This window comes from Flavobacterium sp. N2550 (assembly GCF_025947265.1).
GTDB lineage: Bacteria > Bacteroidota > Bacteroidia > Flavobacteriales > Flavobacteriaceae > Flavobacterium > Flavobacterium endophyticum.
The window spans coordinates 1,042,410-1,063,354 of sequence record NZ_CP110007.1; the positions used below are offsets into that span (position 1 = coordinate 1,042,410).

At 43.6% G+C, this 20,945-nt stretch carries 16 protein-coding genes and 1 pseudogene; 14 read left to right on the plus strand and 3 right to left on the minus strand.

All coding sequences use genetic code 11. The annotated features are described in order from the left end of the window. The first annotated feature begins 118 nt into the window (after window positions 1-118). From OLM56_RS04500 to OLM56_RS04515, 4 genes are all read left to right on the plus strand, one after another. Window positions 119-1,162, plus strand: a complete 1,044-nt coding sequence (locus OLM56_RS04500; protein ID WP_264528474.1) for a Gfo/Idh/MocA family oxidoreductase — start codon at window positions 119-121, stop codon at window positions 1,160-1,162. Between the two features lie 58 nt (window positions 1,163-1,220). Beyond that, window positions 1,221-2,171: an aldo/keto reductase gene (locus OLM56_RS04505; RefSeq protein WP_264528475.1), complete on the plus strand. Its 951-nt coding sequence runs from the start codon at window positions 1,221-1,223 to the stop codon at window positions 2,169-2,171. Window positions 2,172-2,305: 134 nt separating this feature from the next. Then, on the plus strand, window positions 2,306-3,292 hold the full coding sequence (locus OLM56_RS04510) for a 2-hydroxyacid dehydrogenase (RefSeq protein WP_264528476.1): 987 nt from the start codon (window positions 2,306-2,308) through the stop codon (window positions 3,290-3,292). A gap of 72 nt (window positions 3,293-3,364) precedes the next feature. Continuing rightward, a complete protein-coding gene (locus tag OLM56_RS04515) occupies window positions 3,365-4,570 on the plus strand; it encodes an MFS transporter (RefSeq protein WP_264528477.1) in 1,206 nt (401 codons plus the stop codon). A gap of 71 nt (window positions 4,571-4,641) precedes the next feature. On the opposite strand, the gene OLM56_RS04520 is transcribed toward OLM56_RS04515, so the two are convergent. Beyond that, window positions 4,642-6,561: a M1 family aminopeptidase gene (locus tag OLM56_RS04520; RefSeq protein WP_264528478.1), complete on the minus strand. Its 1,920-nt coding sequence runs from the start codon at window positions 6,559-6,561 to the stop codon at window positions 4,642-4,644. Window positions 6,562-6,721: 160 nt separating this feature from the next. Here OLM56_RS04520 and serS point away from each other — a divergent pair, with 160 nt between their 5' ends. The 7 genes and pseudogenes from serS (at window position 6,722) to OLM56_RS04555 (ending at window position 14,297) form a co-directional block, all read left to right on the plus strand. Then, window positions 6,722-7,993 (plus strand): serine--tRNA ligase, encoded by a 1,272-nt coding sequence (serS, locus tag OLM56_RS04525; RefSeq protein WP_264528479.1) that lies wholly within the window; start codon window positions 6,722-6,724, stop codon window positions 7,991-7,993. 96 nt (window positions 7,994-8,089) lie between these two features. Beyond that, on the plus strand, window positions 8,090-9,868 hold the full coding sequence (locus OLM56_RS04530; RefSeq protein ID WP_121375856.1) for a tetratricopeptide repeat protein: 1,779 nt from the start codon (window positions 8,090-8,092) through the stop codon (window positions 9,866-9,868). Between the two features lie 74 nt (window positions 9,869-9,942). Continuing rightward, window positions 9,943-10,263 (plus strand): DUF4286 family protein, encoded by a 321-nt coding sequence (locus tag OLM56_RS04535; protein ID WP_121375857.1) that lies wholly within the window; start codon window positions 9,943-9,945, stop codon window positions 10,261-10,263. Window positions 10,264-10,299: 36 nt separating this feature from the next. Further along, window positions 10,300-11,079, plus strand: a complete 780-nt coding sequence (gene rsmA / locus OLM56_RS04540) for a 16S rRNA (adenine(1518)-N(6)/adenine(1519)-N(6))-dimethyltransferase RsmA (RefSeq protein ID WP_264528480.1) — start codon at window positions 10,300-10,302, stop codon at window positions 11,077-11,079. Continuing rightward, window positions 11,069-12,421, plus strand: coding sequence for a magnesium transporter (mgtE, locus tag OLM56_RS04545; protein ID WP_121375859.1), 1,353 nt, complete (start codon window positions 11,069-11,071; stop codon window positions 12,419-12,421). Before rsmA ends, mgtE begins: the two co-directional genes overlap by 11 nt. Window positions 12,422-12,561: 140 nt before the next feature. Beyond that, a pseudogene (locus tag OLM56_RS04550) lies at window positions 12,562-13,518 on the plus strand (2-hydroxyacid dehydrogenase); the annotation flags it as partial. A gap of 476 nt (window positions 13,519-13,994) precedes the next feature. Then, window positions 13,995-14,297, plus strand: coding sequence for a TM2 domain-containing protein (locus OLM56_RS04555; protein ID WP_121375860.1), 303 nt, complete (start codon window positions 13,995-13,997; stop codon window positions 14,295-14,297). Window positions 14,298-14,354: 57 nt separating this feature from the next. On the opposite strand, the gene OLM56_RS04560 is transcribed toward OLM56_RS04555, so the two are convergent. Continuing rightward, the gene (locus OLM56_RS04560; RefSeq protein ID WP_121375861.1) at window positions 14,355-16,163 is read right to left on the minus strand and encodes a GNAT family N-acyltransferase; all 1,809 of its coding nucleotides are present in this window, start codon (window positions 16,161-16,163) and stop codon (window positions 14,355-14,357) included. Between the two features lie 147 nt (window positions 16,164-16,310). Between OLM56_RS04560 and OLM56_RS04565 the strand changes: the two genes are divergently transcribed. The 3 genes from OLM56_RS04565 to OLM56_RS04575 all read left to right on the plus strand — a co-directional run bounded on the left by OLM56_RS04565 (window position 16,311) and on the right by OLM56_RS04575 (window position 19,378). Next, window positions 16,311-17,072: an exodeoxyribonuclease III gene (locus OLM56_RS04565; RefSeq protein ID WP_264528481.1), complete on the plus strand. Its 762-nt coding sequence runs from the start codon at window positions 16,311-16,313 to the stop codon at window positions 17,070-17,072. A 42-nt stretch (window positions 17,073-17,114) separates the two neighbouring features. Then, complete coding sequence (locus tag OLM56_RS04570; RefSeq protein WP_264528482.1) at window positions 17,115-18,074, plus strand: OmpA family protein; 960 nt, start codon at window positions 17,115-17,117, stop codon at window positions 18,072-18,074. A gap of 266 nt (window positions 18,075-18,340) precedes the next feature. Beyond that, complete coding sequence (locus tag OLM56_RS04575; protein WP_264528483.1) at window positions 18,341-19,378, plus strand: NADP(H)-dependent aldo-keto reductase; 1,038 nt, start codon at window positions 18,341-18,343, stop codon at window positions 19,376-19,378. 71 nt (window positions 19,379-19,449) lie between these two features. On the opposite strand, the gene OLM56_RS04580 is transcribed toward OLM56_RS04575, so the two are convergent. Then, window positions 19,450-20,820 carry a PQQ-dependent sugar dehydrogenase gene (locus tag OLM56_RS04580; RefSeq protein ID WP_264528484.1) on the minus strand — a complete coding sequence of 457 codons (1,371 nt, stop codon included), beginning with the start codon at window positions 20,818-20,820 and terminating at the stop codon, window positions 19,450-19,452. Between the last annotated feature and the right edge of the window lie 125 nt (window positions 20,821-20,945).

Here is a 20,945-nt window from a genome sequence, read left to right on the forward strand (position 1 = left end):
TCCCGATTCTTACTTTATAAGATGTCCGTAACTTTACTTTTTCGAATCCCGAGGCACCCTGCCGACGGCCGAAACCAAAAACAGCGCCGCGGCGCCCTTCGCACCAAAACCACTACGGATGAAAAAGATAAAAACCGCCCTGCTTTCCTACGGAATGTCAGGCAAAGTATTCCATGCGCCCTTCCTCGCGCTGCACCCGGGCTTTGAATTGGCCGGCTCGTGGGAGCGCAGCAAAAAGCTGCTGCACGAAGACTATCCCGAGGCCCGAAGCTACGATTCGCTCGAAGCCCTGCTGCAAGATGCTACCCTCGACCTCGTGATCGTAAACACCCCTGTAGAAACCCACTTCGACTATGCCAAGCAGGCCCTGCTGGCCGGAAAGAACGTGCTGGTCGAAAAAGCCTTTACGACCACGGTAGCCGAAGCCGAAGAACTCAAGGCCCTTGCCAAAGAACACGGCCTAAAGCTCGCCGTTTTCCAGAACCGCCGATGGGACAGCGACTTCAAGACCGTCAAGCAGGTCTTGGACCGCGACATCTTGGGAGAGATCGTAGAAGCAGAAATCCATTTTGACCGCTACAATCCGAACCTGAGCCCTAAGATCCATAAAGAAACCGCCAATGCCGGAGCCGGAATACTAAAAGACTTGGGCTCGCACATCATCGACCAGGCGCTGACCCTGTTCGGCTTTCCCGAAGCGCTCTATGCCGATATCCGCGTGACAAGAGACCATTCCATTGTAGACGATTATTTTGACCTGCTGCTCTATTACCCGCGCTTCCGCGTACGGTTGAAAGCCGGCTTTTTTGTGCGCGAGGCCCTGCCGTCCTATATCATCCATGGCAAGAAAGGCTCTTTCTTAAAAAGCCGCGGCGACGTGCAGGAAGACGAGCTGAAGCTAGGCAAAAAGCCCAACCGCGAGCAATGGGGTATCGAGCCCGACTATAAGGCCGGACTGCTGCATACCGAAGTCAACAGCGTAGTCATCCGCGAGATCGTACCGACGCTGCACGGCAACTACTTTGAATTCTTTGACGGATTGTACGAAGCCATTGCCAACGGTGCCGAAGAACCCGTTACCGCCCAAGACGGCGTAAACGTAATGCGGATTATTGAAGCAGCGGTGGAGAGTGATGGAGCGAAGAAGCTAGTAGCATTTTGAATTAAGAACTATCAACTAAGAACTATCAACTATCAATTATCAACTATCAACTATAACCATGAAAAAACAACAACTAGGAAACACAGATCTCTATATCTACCCGATTGCGTTTGGAGGAAACGTTTTTGGATGGACGCTGGATGAGAAAAAATCATTCGAGATATTGAACGGCTTTACCGAAGCCGGATTTAATTTTATAGATACGGCCGATGTCTATTCGCGCTGGGCTCCCGGAAATACAGGCGGCGAATCCGAACGCATTATCGGCAAATGGCTCAAGGAAAAGAAAAACCGCCACGACATTGTCCTGACCACCAAAGTAGGTTCCGATATGGGCGACGGCAAAAAAGGACTCAAAAAAGCCTATATCCTTAAAGCCATTGAAGATTCGCTGCAACGGCTCAACACCGACTATCTCGACTTGTACCAGACGCACTTCGACGATGTGGAAACGCCCGTTGAAGAAACGCTCGAAGCCTATGCCCAATTAGAAAAAGACGGAAAGATCCGCTGGATCGGAACTTCCAACATGGCGCCAGAACGCATCAAGGCCTCGCTCGAAGCCAGCGCCGCCAAAGGACTGCCGCGCTATCAGACCCTGCAGCCCCATTATAACCTTTATGCCAGAGAAAAATACGAAACCAATTACGAAGCCCTTGCTTTAGAAAACAACCTCGGCGTGATTACCTATTTCTCGCTCGAAAGCGGTTTCCTGACCGGAAAATACAGAACCAAGGCCGATCTGGCCAAAAGCCCGAGAGGCGGCGATATGGACAAGTATTTTGACGAACGCGGCCTGAAAATACTAGCCGCCCTCGACGAAGTGTCCAAACACCACAAAGCCACGCCTGCCGCAGTAGCCCTCGCTTGGCTGCTTCACAAGCCTTCGGTTACCGCGCCTATCGTGAGCGCGACGAGCACGAGCCAGTTGGAGAGCATTATCTTGGCGCCGAACCTTAGGCTCGATGCGGAAGCGATGCAGCTGTTGGATGATGCGAGCAGTTGGTAATTTAGGATTTAGGATTGTTGATTTGGGATTTTAGATTTAGGATAAGACCTAAACGAAAGATCTCGATAAACAAATTTGTTAATCGTAAGGCTGCCGAAGCCGAGAACACAGAACCATACCCAAAACCATAAGAAATGAAAGTCTTTATCACCAGAATAATTCCCGAGGCCGGACTGCGCCTTTTCCGCGAGGCGGGAATCGAGATTACCCAATGGGAAGAAAAGCGCGAGCTGACCCAGCAAGAACTTATCGACCATTGCAAACAGGCCGATGCGCTGCTCACGGCGGGCCGCTCTACCATCAACGCCGCCTTCTTGAAGGAATGCAGCCACCTGAAAGCCGTTTCGCTATTTGCCGTAGGCTATGACAATGTAGACGTTCCCGAAGCCACGCGGCTTGGCATTCCGATTGGGCACACGCCAGACGTATTGAGCAAGGCGACTGCCGATATTGCTTTCCTGCTGATGCAGAACACAGCGCGCAAGGCCTTTTTCCACCACAAGAGAATCCTGAACGGCGACTGGGATTTTTTCGAGCCTATGGCCAACATCGGGCTCGACCTGCAAGGAAAGACCTTGGGCGTTTTCGGGCTCGGCAAGATCGGCTTTGAGATGGCCAAGTCGTGCAAGGGCGCTTTTGAGATGGACATCCTCTATCACAACCGCAGCCAGAATGTCGAAGCCGAAGAAAAGCTGCAGGCCAAAAAGGTATCGTTTGACGAGTTGCTGGCGCAGAGCGACGTGATTTCGGTACACGCCAATCTTACCGATGAAACCAAAGGGCTTTTTAATAAGGAGACTTTTGGCAAGATGAAGCCCAATGCTATTTTCGTGAATACGGCCCGAGGCGCCATCCACAACGAAGAAGATTTGCTCGAAGCCCTGCAGCAAAAGACCATCTGGGGAGCCGGACTCGACGTGACCAATCCGGAGCCGATGGACAAGGACAATGTGCTGTTGAGCCTGCCGAACGTGGCGGTGCTGCCGCACATCGGCTCGTCTACCGAAGAAACCCGCAACAACATGGCCATCTTGGCAGCGAAAAACGCGATTGCAGGAATCTGCAACGAACGCTTGCCGAAAGTGGTGAATCCGGAAGTATACGAAAGCAAAAAAAGCTAGAACAGTTTCTTGCCTAATAGAAATATCGGACATTTGCTGCTTTATTGCATGCCGCGCTAATTATTGCCTTTTATGGAATTCAGATTTATCAACAGATTCAATACCCGCCCGAAGCTCAAGGGCTACAAACACGCCAAGGAGTCGTACCTGAAACGGATACGCTGGGCGGTCTCGCTTTTTTATTTTGCGATGGGACTGTGCTTTGCCACTTGGGCCAGCCGCATCCCAGACATCAAGGCTTCGCTGCACTTGAGCGAAAGCGACTTGGGCTCTATTCTGTTTGCCCTGCCTTTCGGTCAGCTTGTTATCATGCCTTTTTCGGGCAAGCTCGTCACCAAATACGGCAGCCATAGGATATTGCTCTTTTCGCTGGCCTTTTATGCGCTTGCGCTTACCAACCTAGGACTGGCGACAAAGCCGTGGCATCTTTCGGCCGGGCTTTTTCTGTTCGGCATCTTCGGAAACCTGAGCAATATTGCCGTGAATACGCAGGGCGTTTATACGGAAGAGCTTTTCAAAAGAACGATCATGTCGTCTTTTCATGGCGCATGGAGCACGGCAGGCTTTACGGGTGCCTTGATTGGTATTGCCATACTGGCCTTGAAGCTGACGCCGTTGCAGCATTTTGCAATCACGGCCGTCATCGTTTTTGTGCTGATGGGCGCCAATTATAAATTTCTCATCAAGGCAAAAGAGAAGAAAAATAAGGAGAAGAAAAAGCTTTTTGCCAAGCCCGACAGCGTGCTGATCTGGCTGGGCGTCATCGGCTTCTGCTGTATGGCAAGCGAGGGCGTAATGTTTGACTGGAGCGGCGTCTATTTTAAAGAAGTCGTGAAAGCGCCTGGTCCGCTGGTGATTTTGGGCTATACGTCTTTTATGATCATGATGGCTTCCGGCCGATTCTTAGGCGACAGGCTGATTTTTAAGTACGGAAGAAAAAGAGTATTGCAAGTGAGCGGCTTGCTGATTTCGATCGGGCTGTTTACTTCCGTCTTCTTGCCGTACTTGGTTCCGTCGACGCTGGCTTTTATGCTCGTGGGACTTGGCGTTTCGACCATCGTGCCGACCGTCTACAGCATTGCCGGAAAAAACACGACGGTGGCTCCGGGTGAGGCGCTTACGATTGTTTCGAGCGTCAGCTTTTTAGGCTTTTTGATGGGGCCGCCCGTCATCGGTTATATTGCCGAAGCCTACGGACTGCAGTTTTCGTTTGCGTTTATCGGAATCTTTGGTGTATTGATTGCCTTTATGGTCAGCCGCATCAAAGCCATTGCCTAAGGCATTTTCTACAATAAAAAAAGCAGAAGCGTTTTGACGACTTCTGCTTTTTTATATCTATGATTGGCGGATTACGCCTTGATGAACTTCATCTGTTTTGTGCCGGCATCTGTCACTATCTTGATAAAATTGACGCCTGTTGGCAGGCTAGAAACATCCCAAGACATTTCAGAAGCGCCTTCTTTTACAATCTGACCTAAGGCATTGTAGAAAATGGCTTTTTCAAGAACTACATTATCCGGAAGCTGCAATTGCAAGGTATGAGAGGTCGGGTTCGGGTATAATTTTACGCCTTCCGCCAAAGCAAATTCTCCATTGCCTAATGTCATCGTGCTGTTTCTGGCAATGATATCCACATTTGGATTAAAGGAAACGCCTGTAATGGCAAACGGTACTAATTTGTCGATCGTCTGGTTGTTGGCAGTATTGTCTAATACCAAATCTAACGACTGTCCTCCAGCGCCTGTTACTCTTACCGGAACCGGCATTTCAAAGAAGGAAACAGAAGGATGCGATTGTGTCTGGTTGACTACAAAACGCGCTACGCCAGGAGAAAAGTTTCTGGCAGTAATCGTATAGGTAGGATAGCCTTGTCCGTAAACCCAGTCATTAAAGAACTCGTCCAGATTCATTCCAGAAGCGGCGGCCAGATGGGCCTTTAAATCGTTGGTGGTCGCATAGCCATACGCCAAGTTAGGGTCGGCCAAGTAATTTTTTACGCCTTGGAAAAAGGCAGCATCGCCTAGTTTAAAGCGAAGCATGTGAACGACCATGCCTCCTTTGTCATACGACAATCGGCTGCTGAAAATTCGGTCGCCGTCTTCGGCTTCGTCATCCGTAAGATATACGGCACCTCCTGGCGCCGAAGTAATATTGTTGACCAAGCCGCTTTTCCATGATCTGAAAGCGCCAGCACCATCCATGTTTTGGATGACAAGCCCTGCCAGATAGGTTGCGAATCCTTCATTCAGCCAGATGTCTTTCCAGCTACCGCAGGTAATCTTGTCTCCGAACCATTGGTGGCCTAATTCATGGGCAATCAGTCCTCGGTCAAAGCCTCCCATGAAGGAAACGGTCGTGTGTTCCATTCCGCCGCCAAGAGCGCATTGGGCATGCCCGTATTTTTCATTGGCAAAAGGATAGGTCTCGAACAGTTGCTCAAACAAGTTCATGATGGGAACTGTTACGGCCAAGTCGTTCTGCGTTGCCGTCTGGCCTTCGGGATAGATATAGTTTACGATAGGGAAGGTGTGCGGTGCGGTTCCTGCCTGTTGCGTAAAAATCGTATAGTTCGTCACTGCAATAGCAATAAGATAAGCCGGAATCGGGTAGCTGTGGTGGAAGTGCGTCGTTTTTGAACCGTCGCCGTTATTTACCGCACTGACCTGTAGTCCGTTTGAAACGCTTGTGTATTGTGTGGCTGATTTTATATAGACATCAAGGCTTTCGACCTTGTCGTTTAAGTCCTGCTTGCAAGGCCACCAGTCTCTGGCACCGAATGGCTCAGATAATGTGTAAAGCCCAGGATTTCCGGCATGCGTATAGGTGTTGAAACCATCGCTGTCGGCAGGAGGAGCACCTTCATAAACAATTGTTAGCGAATCCAAGACGTTCGTGTTTTGTACGGCAGGAAGGTTGATGACCAATTCATTGGTTCCGCTTTGCGTAAAAGTCAACGGAACATTACGTTGCTTTACAGAACTTACGACCAGTTCGTCTGACAGGTCAAAAGTTACCGTGCTCATATTTTGTTTTGCTCTAAAATAAGTCGTCACGTCGCCAATAACATAATAGGCATCAGGATACACTTCAAACTTGAGCCTGTGATAGGTCACGTCATAATTTTCCGTATTCGGATTGGTCCTGAAGTTTATTTTCTTAGCGGCGGCTTTGCGCTCAGCTTCAGCAATATGGCTGTTGGGAGAGGAAGTGTTTTGGGCAAAGCCAAAAGCGGACAAAAATAGTGCGAATAGCAAGTAGATTTTTTTCATAATCAAGAAAAATTTTCCAAATGTAATTAATAAAATAACACACGAAATGTTAATTTATTAGGGTCTAGCCTCTTTTTGAAACTTTATGCTTTGTTAATTGCCAACATTGCAACTGTCAACCTTTTTTCATTAAATTTGCTACCTTATAAAAACCAAGATAATGTTACAGATAGCGTTTATTAGAGAAAACCAGGAGAAAGTCCTCAAAGCTTTGGCAAAAAGAAACATGGATGCCAAGAGTATTGTTGAACTAGCCGTGCAGCTCGATGAAAAAAGAAGAGCGACACAGGCTGAAATGGACAATGTTTTGTCGGAATCGAACAAGCTATCCAAAGATATCGGCGAATTAATGAAAAGCGGCGAAAAAGCCAAAGCTGAAATACTGAAAGCCAAAACCGTTTCATTAAAAGAAAAAAGCAAAGAACTGTCTGATAAGCTGGATGTATATACCGAAGAGCTTACGGAGCAGCTGTATCTGTTGCCGAATCTTCCTGCCGATCTTGTGCCAGAAGGAAAGACTCCCGAAGACAACGTAACGACCCTGCAAGAAGGAGACATTCCAGACTTGCACGGCGAGGCCTTGCCGCATTGGGAGTTGGTAAAAAAATATGATATTATTGATTTTGAATTAGGAAATAAGATTACCGGTGCCGGCTTTCCTGTCTACAAAGGAAAAGGAGCCAAATTGCAGCGCGCCTTGATTACTTATTTCTTAGATAAAAATACCGAAGCAGGCTACCAAGAATTCCAAGTGCCGCATTTCGTGAACGAAGCTTCGGCTTACGGAACAGGACAGCTGCCTGACAAAGAAGGACAGATGTACCATGATGCGACAGACAACCTGTATATGATCCCGACGGCTGAGGTTCCGGTAACGAACTTATTCCGTGATGTGCTTTTGCAGGAAAACGAACTTCCGATCCTGGCAACAGCGTATACGCCTTGCTTTAGGAGAGAAGCCGGTTCTTACGGAGCACACGTGCGCGGCTTGAACCGTCTCCACCAATTCGACAAGGTAGAAATCGTGAGAGTAGAACACCCAGACAAATCGTATGAAGCTTTAGAAGGCATGGTTGAGCATGTAAGGACCATCTTGAACGAATTAAAGCTTCCGTACCGAATCCTTCGCCTTTGCGGCGGCGATATGGGCTTTGCTTCTGCGATGACCTATGATTTTGAAGTGTTCTCTACGGCACAGGACCGCTGGTTGGAAATCAGCTCTGTTTCTAACTTCGAGACCTTCCAGTCCAACCGATTGAAATTGCGTTTCAAAGACAGGGACGGCAAAAACCATCTGGCGCATACCTTGAACGGAAGCTCGCTGGCATTGCCGCGCGTCTTGGCAGGCATCCTTGAGAACTATCAGACTCCAGAAGGTATCGTGATTCCAGAAGTATTGCGTCCGTATACTGGATTTGATATTATAAATTAAGGAACAATTAACCAATAGTTTACTGTAGCAATGTACTAATTCAGTTCTAAAATTGTTATATTAGTACATTGTTATATCCTTTTGCATTACACTAAGATGAAAAAGATTTTCCTCGTATTGAATTTATTCCTGTCGCTGTTTGTTTTTGGACAAAACGAGCAGCTGGCTATGAATTATTTTGACAAGGGAGAATTTGAGAAAGCCATCATCAGCTTTGACGACTTGCTGAAAAACCAGCCCGGTAATAGCTTCTATTTTCAAAAGATAGTCGAGTCCTACCAGCAGCTGCAGCAATATGACAATGCTGAAAAGCGCATCCAAGAACGTTTTGAAAAGTTCAAGCAGCCGTCGCTTTTGGTCGAGCTTGGCTACAACTATCAATTGCGGAAGGATGCAGCAAAAGCTAAAAAATATTACGAGCAGGCGATTGACAAGATCAATGAGAATCCGTCGAATGTGTATACGATAGCCAATACTTTTGAGAAAAAGGTCTTGCTGGATTATGCGCTTGAAGCCTATAAGCTAGGAATAAAGCTCGAGCCGAAATTCAATTTCAACTACCAGATGGCCGTGCTTTACGGACAGCAGGGCAATACCGACCAGATGATCGAAATGTTTTTGGATGAAGCCTTTGCCAACCCCAACAGCACGATCATGATCCAAAACCAGCTGTCGCGTTTTATGACAGAAGAGGCCGAAGAATCATTCAACACCTCATTGCGCAAAGCGCTTTTAGTACGAGCACAGAAAAACCAAGATATTTTTTGGAACCAGTTCTTGAGCTGGTTTTTTGTACAGCAAAAAGACTATTCTAAAGCCTTTATACAAGAAAAAGCAATCTACAGGCGCGATCCGGAATCTTTTTCGAACATCGTAAACCTTGCCGAATTGGCGATGGAAGAAAACGAAGAAGAAACCGCAAGGGAGATTTTTGCCTTTGTTTTGGAAAACACGCAGGATCTGGATTTGCAGATTACGGCGCACTATTACCTGATGGAAGCGAAGATAAAAAAGGCGCCCGAAAAAGACTATCCTGCCTTGAAAAGCGAATTGGATTTGCTCGTAAAAAAATACGGCGTGAGTCCTTATACGCTGTCGCTGCAATTGCTGCAGGCGCATTTTGCTACTTTCAATCTGAAAAATCCAGAAGAAGGAAAAGCCATATTGAAACGTACGTTAGAACTGCCCTTGAGCAAATACCAGACGGCCGACGTAAAGATGGAACTGGCGGATATTTTATTGTATGAAGAAAAATTCAACCAAGCGCTGATCTATTATTCGCAAATCGAAGAAGACTTGAAAAACGATGCGGTCGGACACGAAGCCAGCTTAAAAGCTGCCAAGACCAGCTATTTCAAGACCGATTTTGAATGGGCCTTAAAACAGTTTCGAGAGCTCAAATCAGCTTCGACACAATTGATTGCTAACGATGCTTTAGAACTATTTCTTTTGATTAATGATAATACCGTAGCCGATTCGACCCAAGTAGGATTAAAGAAATTTGCGAGAGGCGATTATCTGTTGTACCAAAACAAAAACAAAGAAGCATTGGAGCAATTCCAATCCATCTTAAAAGAATACAAAGGTCAAGATATTGAGGATGAAACCTTGCTACGTATCGGCCAGACGTATGAAAAGCTAGGAGACTTTAATGCCGCCCTAAGCCAATACCAGATTATAATCGACAATTATAAGGACGGAATCTATATTGACGAGGCGCTTTATTTCTCGGCTGAAATCTATAACAAGCAACTAAAAGACATAGAAAAAGCCAAAGCACTTTATGAGCAGGTGCTCTTTAATCATGAAGACAGCATTTATTTTGTAGAAGCAAGGAAAAAATTCAGGCAATTGCGCGGTGATGCTAATTTGTAATTGTTGAATTACAAATTACAAATTTTCTAGTCTATTCGTCGAATAAGAAGTCTAAAATCTAATACTCCAAAGAAATGATCATATACAACGTAACTACAAATATTCATGAATCAGTTCATGACGAATGGCTGAACTGGATGCAGCGCACTCATATTCCGGCCGTTTTGGCGACAGGCAAATTTGTGTCGGCTCATCTTGTGAAAGTCTTGGTGGAAGAAGAAATGGGCGGGAAGACCTATTCGGTTCAGTTTTGGACAGACTCACGAGAAAAACTAGAAAAATACTATCTGGAAGATGCGCCCATACTGCGCCAAGAAAGCCAAAAACTATTCGGCGACAAGATGCTTTCTTTCAGAACCGAACTGGAATTCATCAGCGAGCACAAGACCGTTTAGTCGGCCTAAATCATAAATCCAAAATCACAAATCAAAATGGATAAAGTAAAAGCCAAGAAACATCTTGGACAGCATTTCCTTACGGATGAAAATATAGCAAAGAAAATTGCAGACACCCTCCATTTTGAAGGCTATGAAGATGTTTTGGAAATCGGTCCGGGAATGGGCGTGCTGACCAAATACCTGCTCGAAAAACCAATAAATACGTACGTAATTGAAATAGATACCGAATCGGTAGACTATCTTAATGCGAATTACCCGAAGCTTCACAACCATATCATTTCTAAAGACTTCCTGAAATACAACATCAATGAGGTTTTTGAAGGAAAGCAGTTCGCGATAATTGGGAACTTTCCGTATAATATCTCGTCGCAGATTGTGTTTAGGACTTTGGAGCTGCGCAACCAGATTCCCGAGTTTTCAGGCATGTTCCAAAAAGAAGTAGCCGAAAGAATCTGCGAGAAAAAAGGCTCGAAAACCTACGGCATACTGTCTGTTTTGGTACAAGCGTTTTATGATGCCGAATACCTTTTTACGGTACATGAAAACGTATTCAATCCGCCGCCGAAAGTCAAATCAGGCGTGCTGCGATTAAAAAGAAAAGAAAACTTCACCTTGCCGTGCAGCGAAAAGCTCTTTTTTAATGTAGTAAAAACAGGTTTCCAGCAGCGAAGAAAAACATTGCGAAACAGCTTAAAATCTCTAAATCTTTCGGATAATTTGAGAGAAGATACTATCTTTGACCTCCGTCCGGAACAGCTGGATGTACAGCAATTCATAGCAATAACCCAAAAAATAGAAGCCGATGCAGTTTAAAATCAGTAAGGAGCTTATTCTTCAGATTGAAGAATTAATCTTGAGCAAAAACGACCAGCAACTGGAAACCCTGCTCAACGATATGCACCACGCTGATATTGCCGAAATCCTTGACGAATTGGATTTTGATGAGGCTACCTATATCTTCAAGATTCTTGATAGTGAAAAAACCGCAGAGATTCTTCTGGAACTGGAAGACGACCTGCGAGAAAATATCCTAAGCAGGCTTTCGCCTAAAGAAATCGCCGAAGAGCTCGATGAGCTGGATACCGATGACGCGGCAGACATCATCGCGGAGCTTTCTACCGACATCAAAAACGAGGTAATCTCGGAGCTTATCGATGTCGAACATGCCAAAGACATCGTTGATCTTTTGCGCTATGATGAAGATACCGCCGGAGGTCTGATGGGAAAAGAGCTCGTAAAAGTAAACGAAAACTGGAACGTACTCACCTGCGTCAAAGAAATGCGCATCCAGGCAGAAAATATCTCCAGAGTACACTCTATTTATGTGGTTGACGACGAAAACCGACTGAAAGGAAGACTGTCGCTCAAAGACCTTTTGACGACGTCTACCAAAACACCGATCAGCGAAGTATACATCCCTAAGGTAGATTACGTCCGTGTCGATACCGAAGACGTTGAGGTGGCCCGTATCATGCAAAAATATGACTTGGAAGCCATTCCTGTAGTCGATGAGCTGGGACGTTTGGTCGGAAGAATTACCATCGATGATATCGTTGACGTCATCAAGGACGAAGCCGACAAGGATTACCAGTTAGCGGCCGGTATCTCACAAGACGTTGAAGCGGATGACAGCATCATAGAACTGACCAAAGCCCGACTTCCGTGGCTTGTTCTTGCACTTTTGGGTGGTTTTATAACCGTAAGGGTGCTCGGTCTTTTTGAAGGCGCGATGTTGGAACACGGCAACCTCTTTTTCTTTACGCCACTGATTGCCGCGATGGCAGGAAACGTAGGCGTGCAATCTTCTGCGATTATCGTACAGGGTCTTGCCAATAACACCTTGAGCGGTTCGCTTTTCAACCGACTTATCAAAGAAATTTCCTTGAGTCTTTTGAACGGTGTTATTCTCGCTTCGATATTATTCATCGGAAGCCATTTCCTCTTAAATGTAGAATTCATCATCGGCATTATCGTAACGATTGCGTTGATTTCCGTAATCATTATCGCTTCGCTTATCGGGACATTTATCCCTTTATTGCTGAACAAATTCGGAATCGATCCCGCTTTGGCAACAGGCCCTTTTATTACCACCAGCAACGATATTTGCGGAATATTGATTTATTTCTCCATAGCAAAACTTATCCTCGGATTTTAGATTTGGGCATTCCCCAAGGGTCTCGCTTTCCGCTCTATCTTTCCAAACTCAAAGAGTTTGAAAAGGATGCCGCTTCAATCGCTAATGCGAGCGTCGGGTCGCGAATTATTTTTTAACTTTGAAAGAAATTCCATCAAAGCATGATACCGAAAGACATAAAAATACTGCATATCGATAGCAATAATCCATTGCTCATGAACCAGCTTCAAGAAGCAGGTTTCACCAACCACGAAGATTTCAAATCCTCAAAAGAAGAAATCGAAGCCAAGATTCAAGACTACCATGGCATTGTAATCCGAAGCCGATTTAAGATCGACAAGAACTTTTTAGACAAAGCGGCCAACCTGCAATTTATTGCCAGAGTCGGGGCCGGACTCGAAAGCATCGACTGCGATTATGCCGCAACAAAAAACATACGCCTAATCGCTGCTCCCGAAGGAAACCGCAATGCCGTAGCAGAACATTCTTTAGGGATGCTATTGTCGCTTTTTAACAAGCTGAACCAAGCCGACCAAGAAATTCGTTCCGGACATTGGAACCGCGAGAAAAATCGCGGACACGAGCTAGACGGAAAAACGGTAGGAATCATCGGTTACGGAAACATGGGCAAATCCTTCGCCAAAAAGCTACGCGGCTTTGATGTTGAAGTGTTATGTTATGATATCTTGGAAAATGTAGGCGATGCCAATGCAAAACAAGTTTCTCTGCAAGAACTCCAAGAAAAAGCAGATGTCTTGAGCCTGCACATTCCGTGGACTCCAGAAACGGACAAGTTGGTCAATGCAGCCTTTATCACCGCTTTTGCAAAACCATTTTGGCTGATTAATACCTCAAGAGGGAAAAATGTTGTCACAGCCGATTTAGTCGAAGCTTTAAAATCTGACAAAATATTAGGCGCCGGACTCGATGTCTTGGAATATGAAAAGCTGTCTTTTGAGACGCTGTTTGAAGAAGACAAAGTTCCATATGCGTTCCAGTATCTTTTGGAATCGGATAAAGTTATCTTGTCGCCTCATATTGCCGGATGGACTTTTGAAAGCCATGAAAAGCTGGCGCAGACTATTGTAGACAAGATAAAGCAGCTGTATTTTGGCGAAACTCCAGAAGTAAAAGAGCAGAAGCGCGTTACGGGAATTGGAGGTTTTTTCTTTAAATCAGAAGACCCGAAAGCACTAAGAGATTGGTATAGAAAATACTTGGGATTAGACACGAACGATTATGGCTGTACCTTCCGATGGAAAAACGAGAAAGGAGAAGATTGTTCGACCCAATGGTCGCCGTTTAAAAGCGATACCAACTATTTTAGCCCTTCTGAAAAGCAGTTTATGCAGAATTTCAGGGTAGAGAAGCTAGAAGAATTATTGGCAAAATTAAGAGAAGAAGGCGTTCAAGTAATTGGCGAGATGGAAAGCTATGATTATGGAAATTTTGGCTGGATTTTGGATCTAGAAGGAAACAAGATTGAGTTGTGGGAGCCTATGGACGAGACGGTTTTGTAAATTTTAAAAATTTGTACTTCTATTTCAATTATTTTGTTAATTTTACTACATAAACCAACAAATACCAAAAAAACATGTCAGAAATTGAAAATGAATTTAAAGAAACTGCTAGAGAATTTTCTCAAGGAGCTCAAGACGCTTTAGGACAAGATAATAAAAAAATCGTTGCGGGCATTTTGGCTTTGCTTATAGGCTCTTTAGGAATCCATAAATTTATCTTAGGATACACCAAAGAGGGAATCATCCAAATCGTAATCTCAATCGTAACTTGTGGTATTGCAGGTATTATTCCTTTTATCGAAGGAATCATCTACTTGACAAAATCAGATGCTGATTTTTACAATACATACCAAGTAGGAAGAAGACCTTGGTTTTAAGATAATTCCAGTTTTTACAAGATAAAAAAACCAAGACATTGTCTTGGTTTTTTGTTTTTATATGTTTTCTCCTTTTTCAGCGAGTTTCCTTTCGAGTTCTGCTTGAAATTCTTCCATAACAGGCTTCATGGTGCTTTCCGGTATATCGGCAATTCGGATGTACATTAATCCGTCGACAGCATTATTAAACAGCGGATCGACATTAAAAGCGACCACTCGCGCATTCTGCTTGATGTATTTTTTGATCAATACCGGCAAGCGAAGGCTGCCTGGTTCTAATTCGTCAATTATCTTATCGAATTTGATTAGGTCGGCTTCGGCTTCGTCGAAGATAAAATCTTTGTCGGCATCTTTCAGTTTTACCTTAAATTCTTTTTTAGGATGTACGTATTGCGCAATATACGGATCGTAATAATGCGATTTCATAAATTCGATCATCAGCGATTTTGAGAAATCAGAAAACTGGTTGCTGATGCTCACGCCTCCAATCAAGAATTTATGTTCCGGATAACGCAATGTCGTATGAACAATCCCTTTCCACAATAGGAATAAAGGCATTGGTTTTTGCTGGTACTCTTTGGTGATGAAAGCACGGCCCATTTCTATGGACTTGCTCATCATGTCGTACAATTCTGGTTCAAATCTAAAAAGCTCCTGAAGGTAGAAACCGTCAATGCCGTACTTCGGAAAGATTTCAGCACCCAGTCCCATTCGATAGGCACCAGCAATCTGCTTGGTTTCATCATCCCACAAAAACATGTGGTGGTAGTATTTGTCGAATTGGTCTAAGTCTAAGGACTGGTTGGTTCCTTCTCCGACTTCCCTAAACGTAATTTCTCTCAAACGGCCTAATTCATGCAGAATGTTTGGGATGTTATTGGCTTCGGTAAAAAATACTTCATAGTTTTTGCTTTGTAGCAATCGGCAGTCAGTCTTTCTTAAAGCATTTACTTCATTGACAATCTGCTCATGGTTGGCAGGCATCGCAATCTGTTTCGGGCTTCTCGGAATCTTTAAGTTTGACGTATCCAGCAACTTGGTTTCCTTTTCAAAAGGATTGGCCAGCATATAGGTCTTTTTTCTCAAGAACTCTGAGTATTCTTCTATCTTTTCATATTCATTCTGCTCGGTAACCGAAATTGGCTTTCCGATTCTAACCTTGATTACGCGGTCTTTCTGCGTAAGCAATTCGGAGGGAAGCTTTGCCGTTCGCAACGTATCATCAAGCTTGGACAGGAAGTAAAAAAGCTTGCTGTTTTTGGCATGAAAATAAATCGGGATTACCGGAACTTTCGCTTTTTTGATCAGCTTGATAGCGCCTTCTTCCCAAGGTTTGTCTACGACTAATTTTCCGTCTTTGTATGTGGAAACTTCTCCGGCAGGAAACATTCCCAACGGTTTTCCGTCACTTAGATGGCGCAAGGTTTCTTTGATTCCGATTACGCTCGATTTGGCATCCTTATGGGTTTCAAAAGGATTTACGGGCATGATATACGGTTTCATCGGATCGATCCTGTGCAAAAGGAAATTGGCAATAATCTTGAAGTTGGGTTCTCTTTCGAGCATCAGTTTTAAAAGCAGGATGCCGTCAATGCCGCCAAGCGGATGGTTTGAAATCGTAATGTAAGCGCCGTCTTTCGGAAGGCGTTTCAAATCTTCTTCAGGAATCTCAAACTTAATCTGAAACTCGTCCAATATAGCATTCAGGAACTCTACATCTCTTAAATGCTTGTTCCTGTCGTAAATTTTATTTAAAGTGGAAATCTTGAGTATTTTCATTAGCAGCCAGCCTGAAAAAGTTCCCAAAACCCCATATTTATCAGTGTTTATTGCTTTTGCAACTTCTTTAGCGGTAACTAAACCCATTTATTGTTTGTTTTTGTGCGTAAAAAAACAAAGATAGCAAAATTGCTTTAACACGTTCATTTTTTTCGCCATACTATCGCAGAGATTTTGCCCGCGGATATAATCTTTTTTTACTTACTTTTGAAAAAGTCAAAACACAAAGCAACCATGAGAATTATCTCCTACAATGTCAATGGAATAAGGGCAGCCATTGCAAAAGGCTTCCTAGAATGGCTGGAACATGCGAGTCCGGACATTATTTGTCTTCAAGAAATTAAAGCAACGCCAGACCAGATTCCGTTAGACGAATTTGAAAAAGCAGGCTATCCTTATAATTATTGGTTTCCGGCACAAAAGAAAGGCTATAGCGGCGTAGCCGTTTTATGCAAGACAAAGCCGAACAATGTAGTATTTGGCACAGGAATCGGGCACATGGATTTTGAAGGCAGGAACCTTCGCGTTGACTACGATGATTTTTCGGTGATGAGCCTGTATCTTCCTTCGGGTACGAATATTTTGAGGCTCGATCATAAGTTTATGTACATGGATGATTTCCAGAATTATATCAACGAGCTCAAAAAAGAAGTTCCCAATCTTTTGATCTGCGGCGATTATAATATCTGCCACGAAGCCATTGATATCCATGATCCGATTCGAAATGCAAAAGTGTCAGGATTTCTTCCAGAAGAACGTTCTTGGTTGGATCTTTTTATGAAAAACGGATTCATCGATTCGTTCCGCCACTTCAATAAAGATCCGCATCATTACACGTGGTGGAGCTACAGGGCCAATGCCAGAAACAATAACAAAGGTTGGAGAATCGATTATATTCTTGCCAGCCGTCCTATAGAAAACAGGCTAAAGCGATCTGTAATCTTGCCCGATGCCAAACATTCGGACCACTGTCCTGTTTTAGTAGAAATAGAGTAGATTCCCTAAAAACTAGAAATAAATAAAAACCAATTCAAAATCATGATTAAAAAAGTAACGTTAGGAGTATTAGCCCTGGCATTAACCACTTCGTGTGTTTCGTCGAAAGTTTACAAAGAACTGGAAGACAAATACGCCAACCTGAAAAAAGAAAACCGAAATCTTTCTGACGAGAACCAAGATCTTACGAAAGCGAAAAACAAGCTAGACATCGAAAGCAAAGACTTGAAGTCGCAATTAGAAAAGCTGAAAGCAGAAAGAGACAAACTTGCAGCAGATTATGCGGCAGCCAGCGCAAACTTGAATACGTTGAAATCATCATACGCTGCTCTTGAAAAAAACAGCGGTGATGCCTTAGATACCAACATGAAGAAAAACCGTGAGCTTTTAGCACAGTTGGAAGCTAAAGAAAAAGCATTGGCAGCAGAACAAGAAAGGCTAAACAAATTGCAAGCAGAATTAAAAGAACGTTCTTCAAGAGTAGATGAATTGGAAGGAATGATTGCTGCCAAAGAAGAGAGCATGAGAAAGCTGAAAGAAACGCTTTCAAAAGCATTGAACAGCTTTGAAGGAAAAGGCTTGACTGTAGAACAAAAAAATGGAAAAGTATATGTTTCTATGGAAAACAAACTACTTTTTGGTTCAGGAAGCTGGTCTGTTGGAACAGAAGGTAGAAGAGCAGTCGTAGAAGTAGGTAAAGTTTTGGGCGTAAATCCAGACATTTCTGTATTGATCGAAGGACATACTGATAACGTTCCTTATGGTGGAACCGGACAAATTACAGACAACTGGGATTTATCTACAAAACGTGCTACGGCTATCGTGAACATCTTGGCTGAAAACAAAGCGATCGACAAAAAGAACCTTACGGCAGCTGGACGTGGCGAATTTGCTCCGCTAGCTCCAAACGAAACGGCGGAAGGAAAAGCTAAAAACAGAAGAATCGAGATTATCCTGACTCCAAAATTGGATGAGATTTCTAAGATGTTGAATGAATTGTAGGAAAAGAGGTTAAGTTGCTGAGGTACTAAGGCGCTAAGGCTTTAAGTATGTAAGTGATAAAGCTTTTTGTTTATAATATAAAGACTCAGGACATTTGTTTTGGGTCTTTTTTAATTTAACGGACAGCCCAAACCTTAGCACCTCATTTCCCAATCCTTCAAAAACTTAGTACCTTAGCGCCTCAGTATCTCAACACCCTGAATACCTCAAAACCTCAAAAACTTTGTACCTTTGCCCCTCAAAAACTTAGCAACTTAGTACCTTAAATGAACTACAATACCCTTCCCAATACCAACCTAAAAGTCAGTGAAATCTGTCTCGGAACCATGACTTTTGGACAACAAAATACAGAAGCAGACGGACATTCCCAATTGGATTTTGCACTTGACAAAGGCATTAATTTTATTGATACGGCCGAAATGTATCCCGTTCCTGCTAGAGAAAAAACAACTGGCGACACAGAACGAATCATTGGAAGCTGGTTGCAGAAATCAGGAAAAAGGAATGACATTGTTCTGGCTACCAAAATTGCAGGTCCAAATAGAGGAATGCCGTATGTGCGCGAAGACATGGCGTTTACTGCCGAAACCCTAAAACTTTCCGTAGAAAAAAGCTTGGAACGGTTGCATACCGATTATATCGATTTATACCAATTGCATTGGCCGGAACGCAAATCAAATATGTTCGGACAGCGCGGATTCAAGATCCAAGAAGATGCGTGGGAAGATAACATACAGTCTGTTTTAGAAGCTTTACAAGAATTAATCCAAGACGGAAAAATTCGAGCGATAGGTGTTTCTAATGAGACGCCTTGGGGCGTGATGCGTTTTTTGGAAGAAAGCAAAAAGCATAATCTGCCGAGAATTTCGACGATCCAAAATCCGTATTCGTTGCTGAATCGTACTTTTGAGGTCGGACTTTCAGAAACCGCTTACCGTGAAAATGTCGGTCTTTTGGCCTATTCGCCATTGGCTTTTGGTACTTTGTCTGGAAAATTCCTCACAGGAGAAGAACATCCAAACGCCCGATTGAATTTGTTTCCGAATTTTACGCGATACAATTCACAACAGACAAAAGAAGCTACAAAGCTCTATCAAGAAACTGCTACACGATTTGGACTGACGTTGACCGAAATGTCTTTGGCTTTTATCCGTCAACAACAGTTTGTGACAGCCACCATTGTAGGCGCTACCAATTTAAAACAGCTGGAAGAAAACATCAATACTGTCGGGACTGTACTTTCTGAAGAAATGCTAAAAGCCATTGATGAAATCCAAGCCATTCGTCCGAATCCAGCACCCTAGATAAAAATAAAAATCTTGGCTTCTTAACGAATAAGAAGCCAAGATTCTGTCATCATAGGTCAAGTTACAGATTATTTTTTACCCAATTTTGATGTGAATCGGTTGCCTGAAACATCTTCTACCGTAACAACATAAATACCTGTCTGAAGCGAGCTGATATTGATCGAATTGATAGACGTATTTTCTAATTTCTGTTCCAAAAGAAGTTTTCCTGATAAATCGATAATCGAGATTTTCTGAAGGATATTTTCGTTAGTGCTAGACAAGAAAAGTTCTGAATCTGCTGGATTTGGATACATTGAGAATCCATTTTGTGCAAAATCATCAGTGCCTAATGCCGTATCTATAACTCTATACACAATGTCTTGAGACGTTCCGGTCACGAACAATTCGCCGCTTGAATTTTCTCCGAAAGAAGTAAAAGAGTTCGATCCAGAAAAATTGGCAGAATAGGTTATTGTTCCTGTGGTACTCACCATTCCAATTCTGTTGACGCAATAATCAGCAAAGAAATATTTGTTCTGCATGGCAGGATAGGTGCTTCCCGTATATACATAACCTCCAGTAATCGAACAGCCTCCTGTTGACGCATGCGTATATTGAGCGACAGGGAAAGTCATTGTTGACATGGCAGCACAGCCAGCTGTATTGTACGGACTGTTGCCTTCATAGCATCTCCAGCCGTAGTTTAGTCCAGCAGCTGTAGGACTTACTTTGTTTATTTCCTCAACTTGATCCTGTCCTACATCGGCAATCCATAAATCGCCGTTGAGTCTGTTGAACGAAAATTTCCAAGGATTACGAAGTCCGATGGCCCAGATTTCATCTGCTCCAGCTGTCGCTCCGGCATAAGGATTTGTAGGAGGGATTCCGTAAGGGGAACCAGAATTCACATCGATTCTCAACATTTTTCCTAAAAGTTCGTTGATGTTTTGCGCTCTATTTCCAGGATCGCCACCGCTTCCGCCATCACCCATACCGATATACAAATAGCCATCAGGACCAAATTTTATGGTACCTCCGTTATGATTGGAAAAAGGCTGAGCAATTGTCATCAAGATAGTGCCTGTTGTATTCGCGACATCAGGATTAGCACTTACAGAATATCTGGCGATTACGGTACTTCCGCCAGTATTAGTATAATTGACATAAAAAAAGCCGTTTGTAGCATAATTCGGGTGGAAGGCCAAGCCTAAAAGGCCTCTTTCTCCACAACAGCTCACCAAGCTCGAAATATTAAGAAAAGGAGTTGCGTTTATGGTTCCGGTTGAACTGACGATTTTGATAATTCCGGCCTGTTCTACGACAAACAATCTGGAATCTCCAGCATGGGCAATTTCAATAGGATTAGTGAATCCCGTTGCAAAAGGAACTATTCCTATAGTCTGCGAGAAAGCAAGGCTTGAGAATAGTAGTACTAGCAATTGTAAAGTTGTTTTCATTTCTATAGCAATTAGGTTAGGAAGTAAATTTATAAAATAATTTTTGAAAATACTCATAATGAAATGTTTACATTTTTTAATTATAAGTATTTTTTTAATAAAAAAGCCTCATTATTGTAATGAGG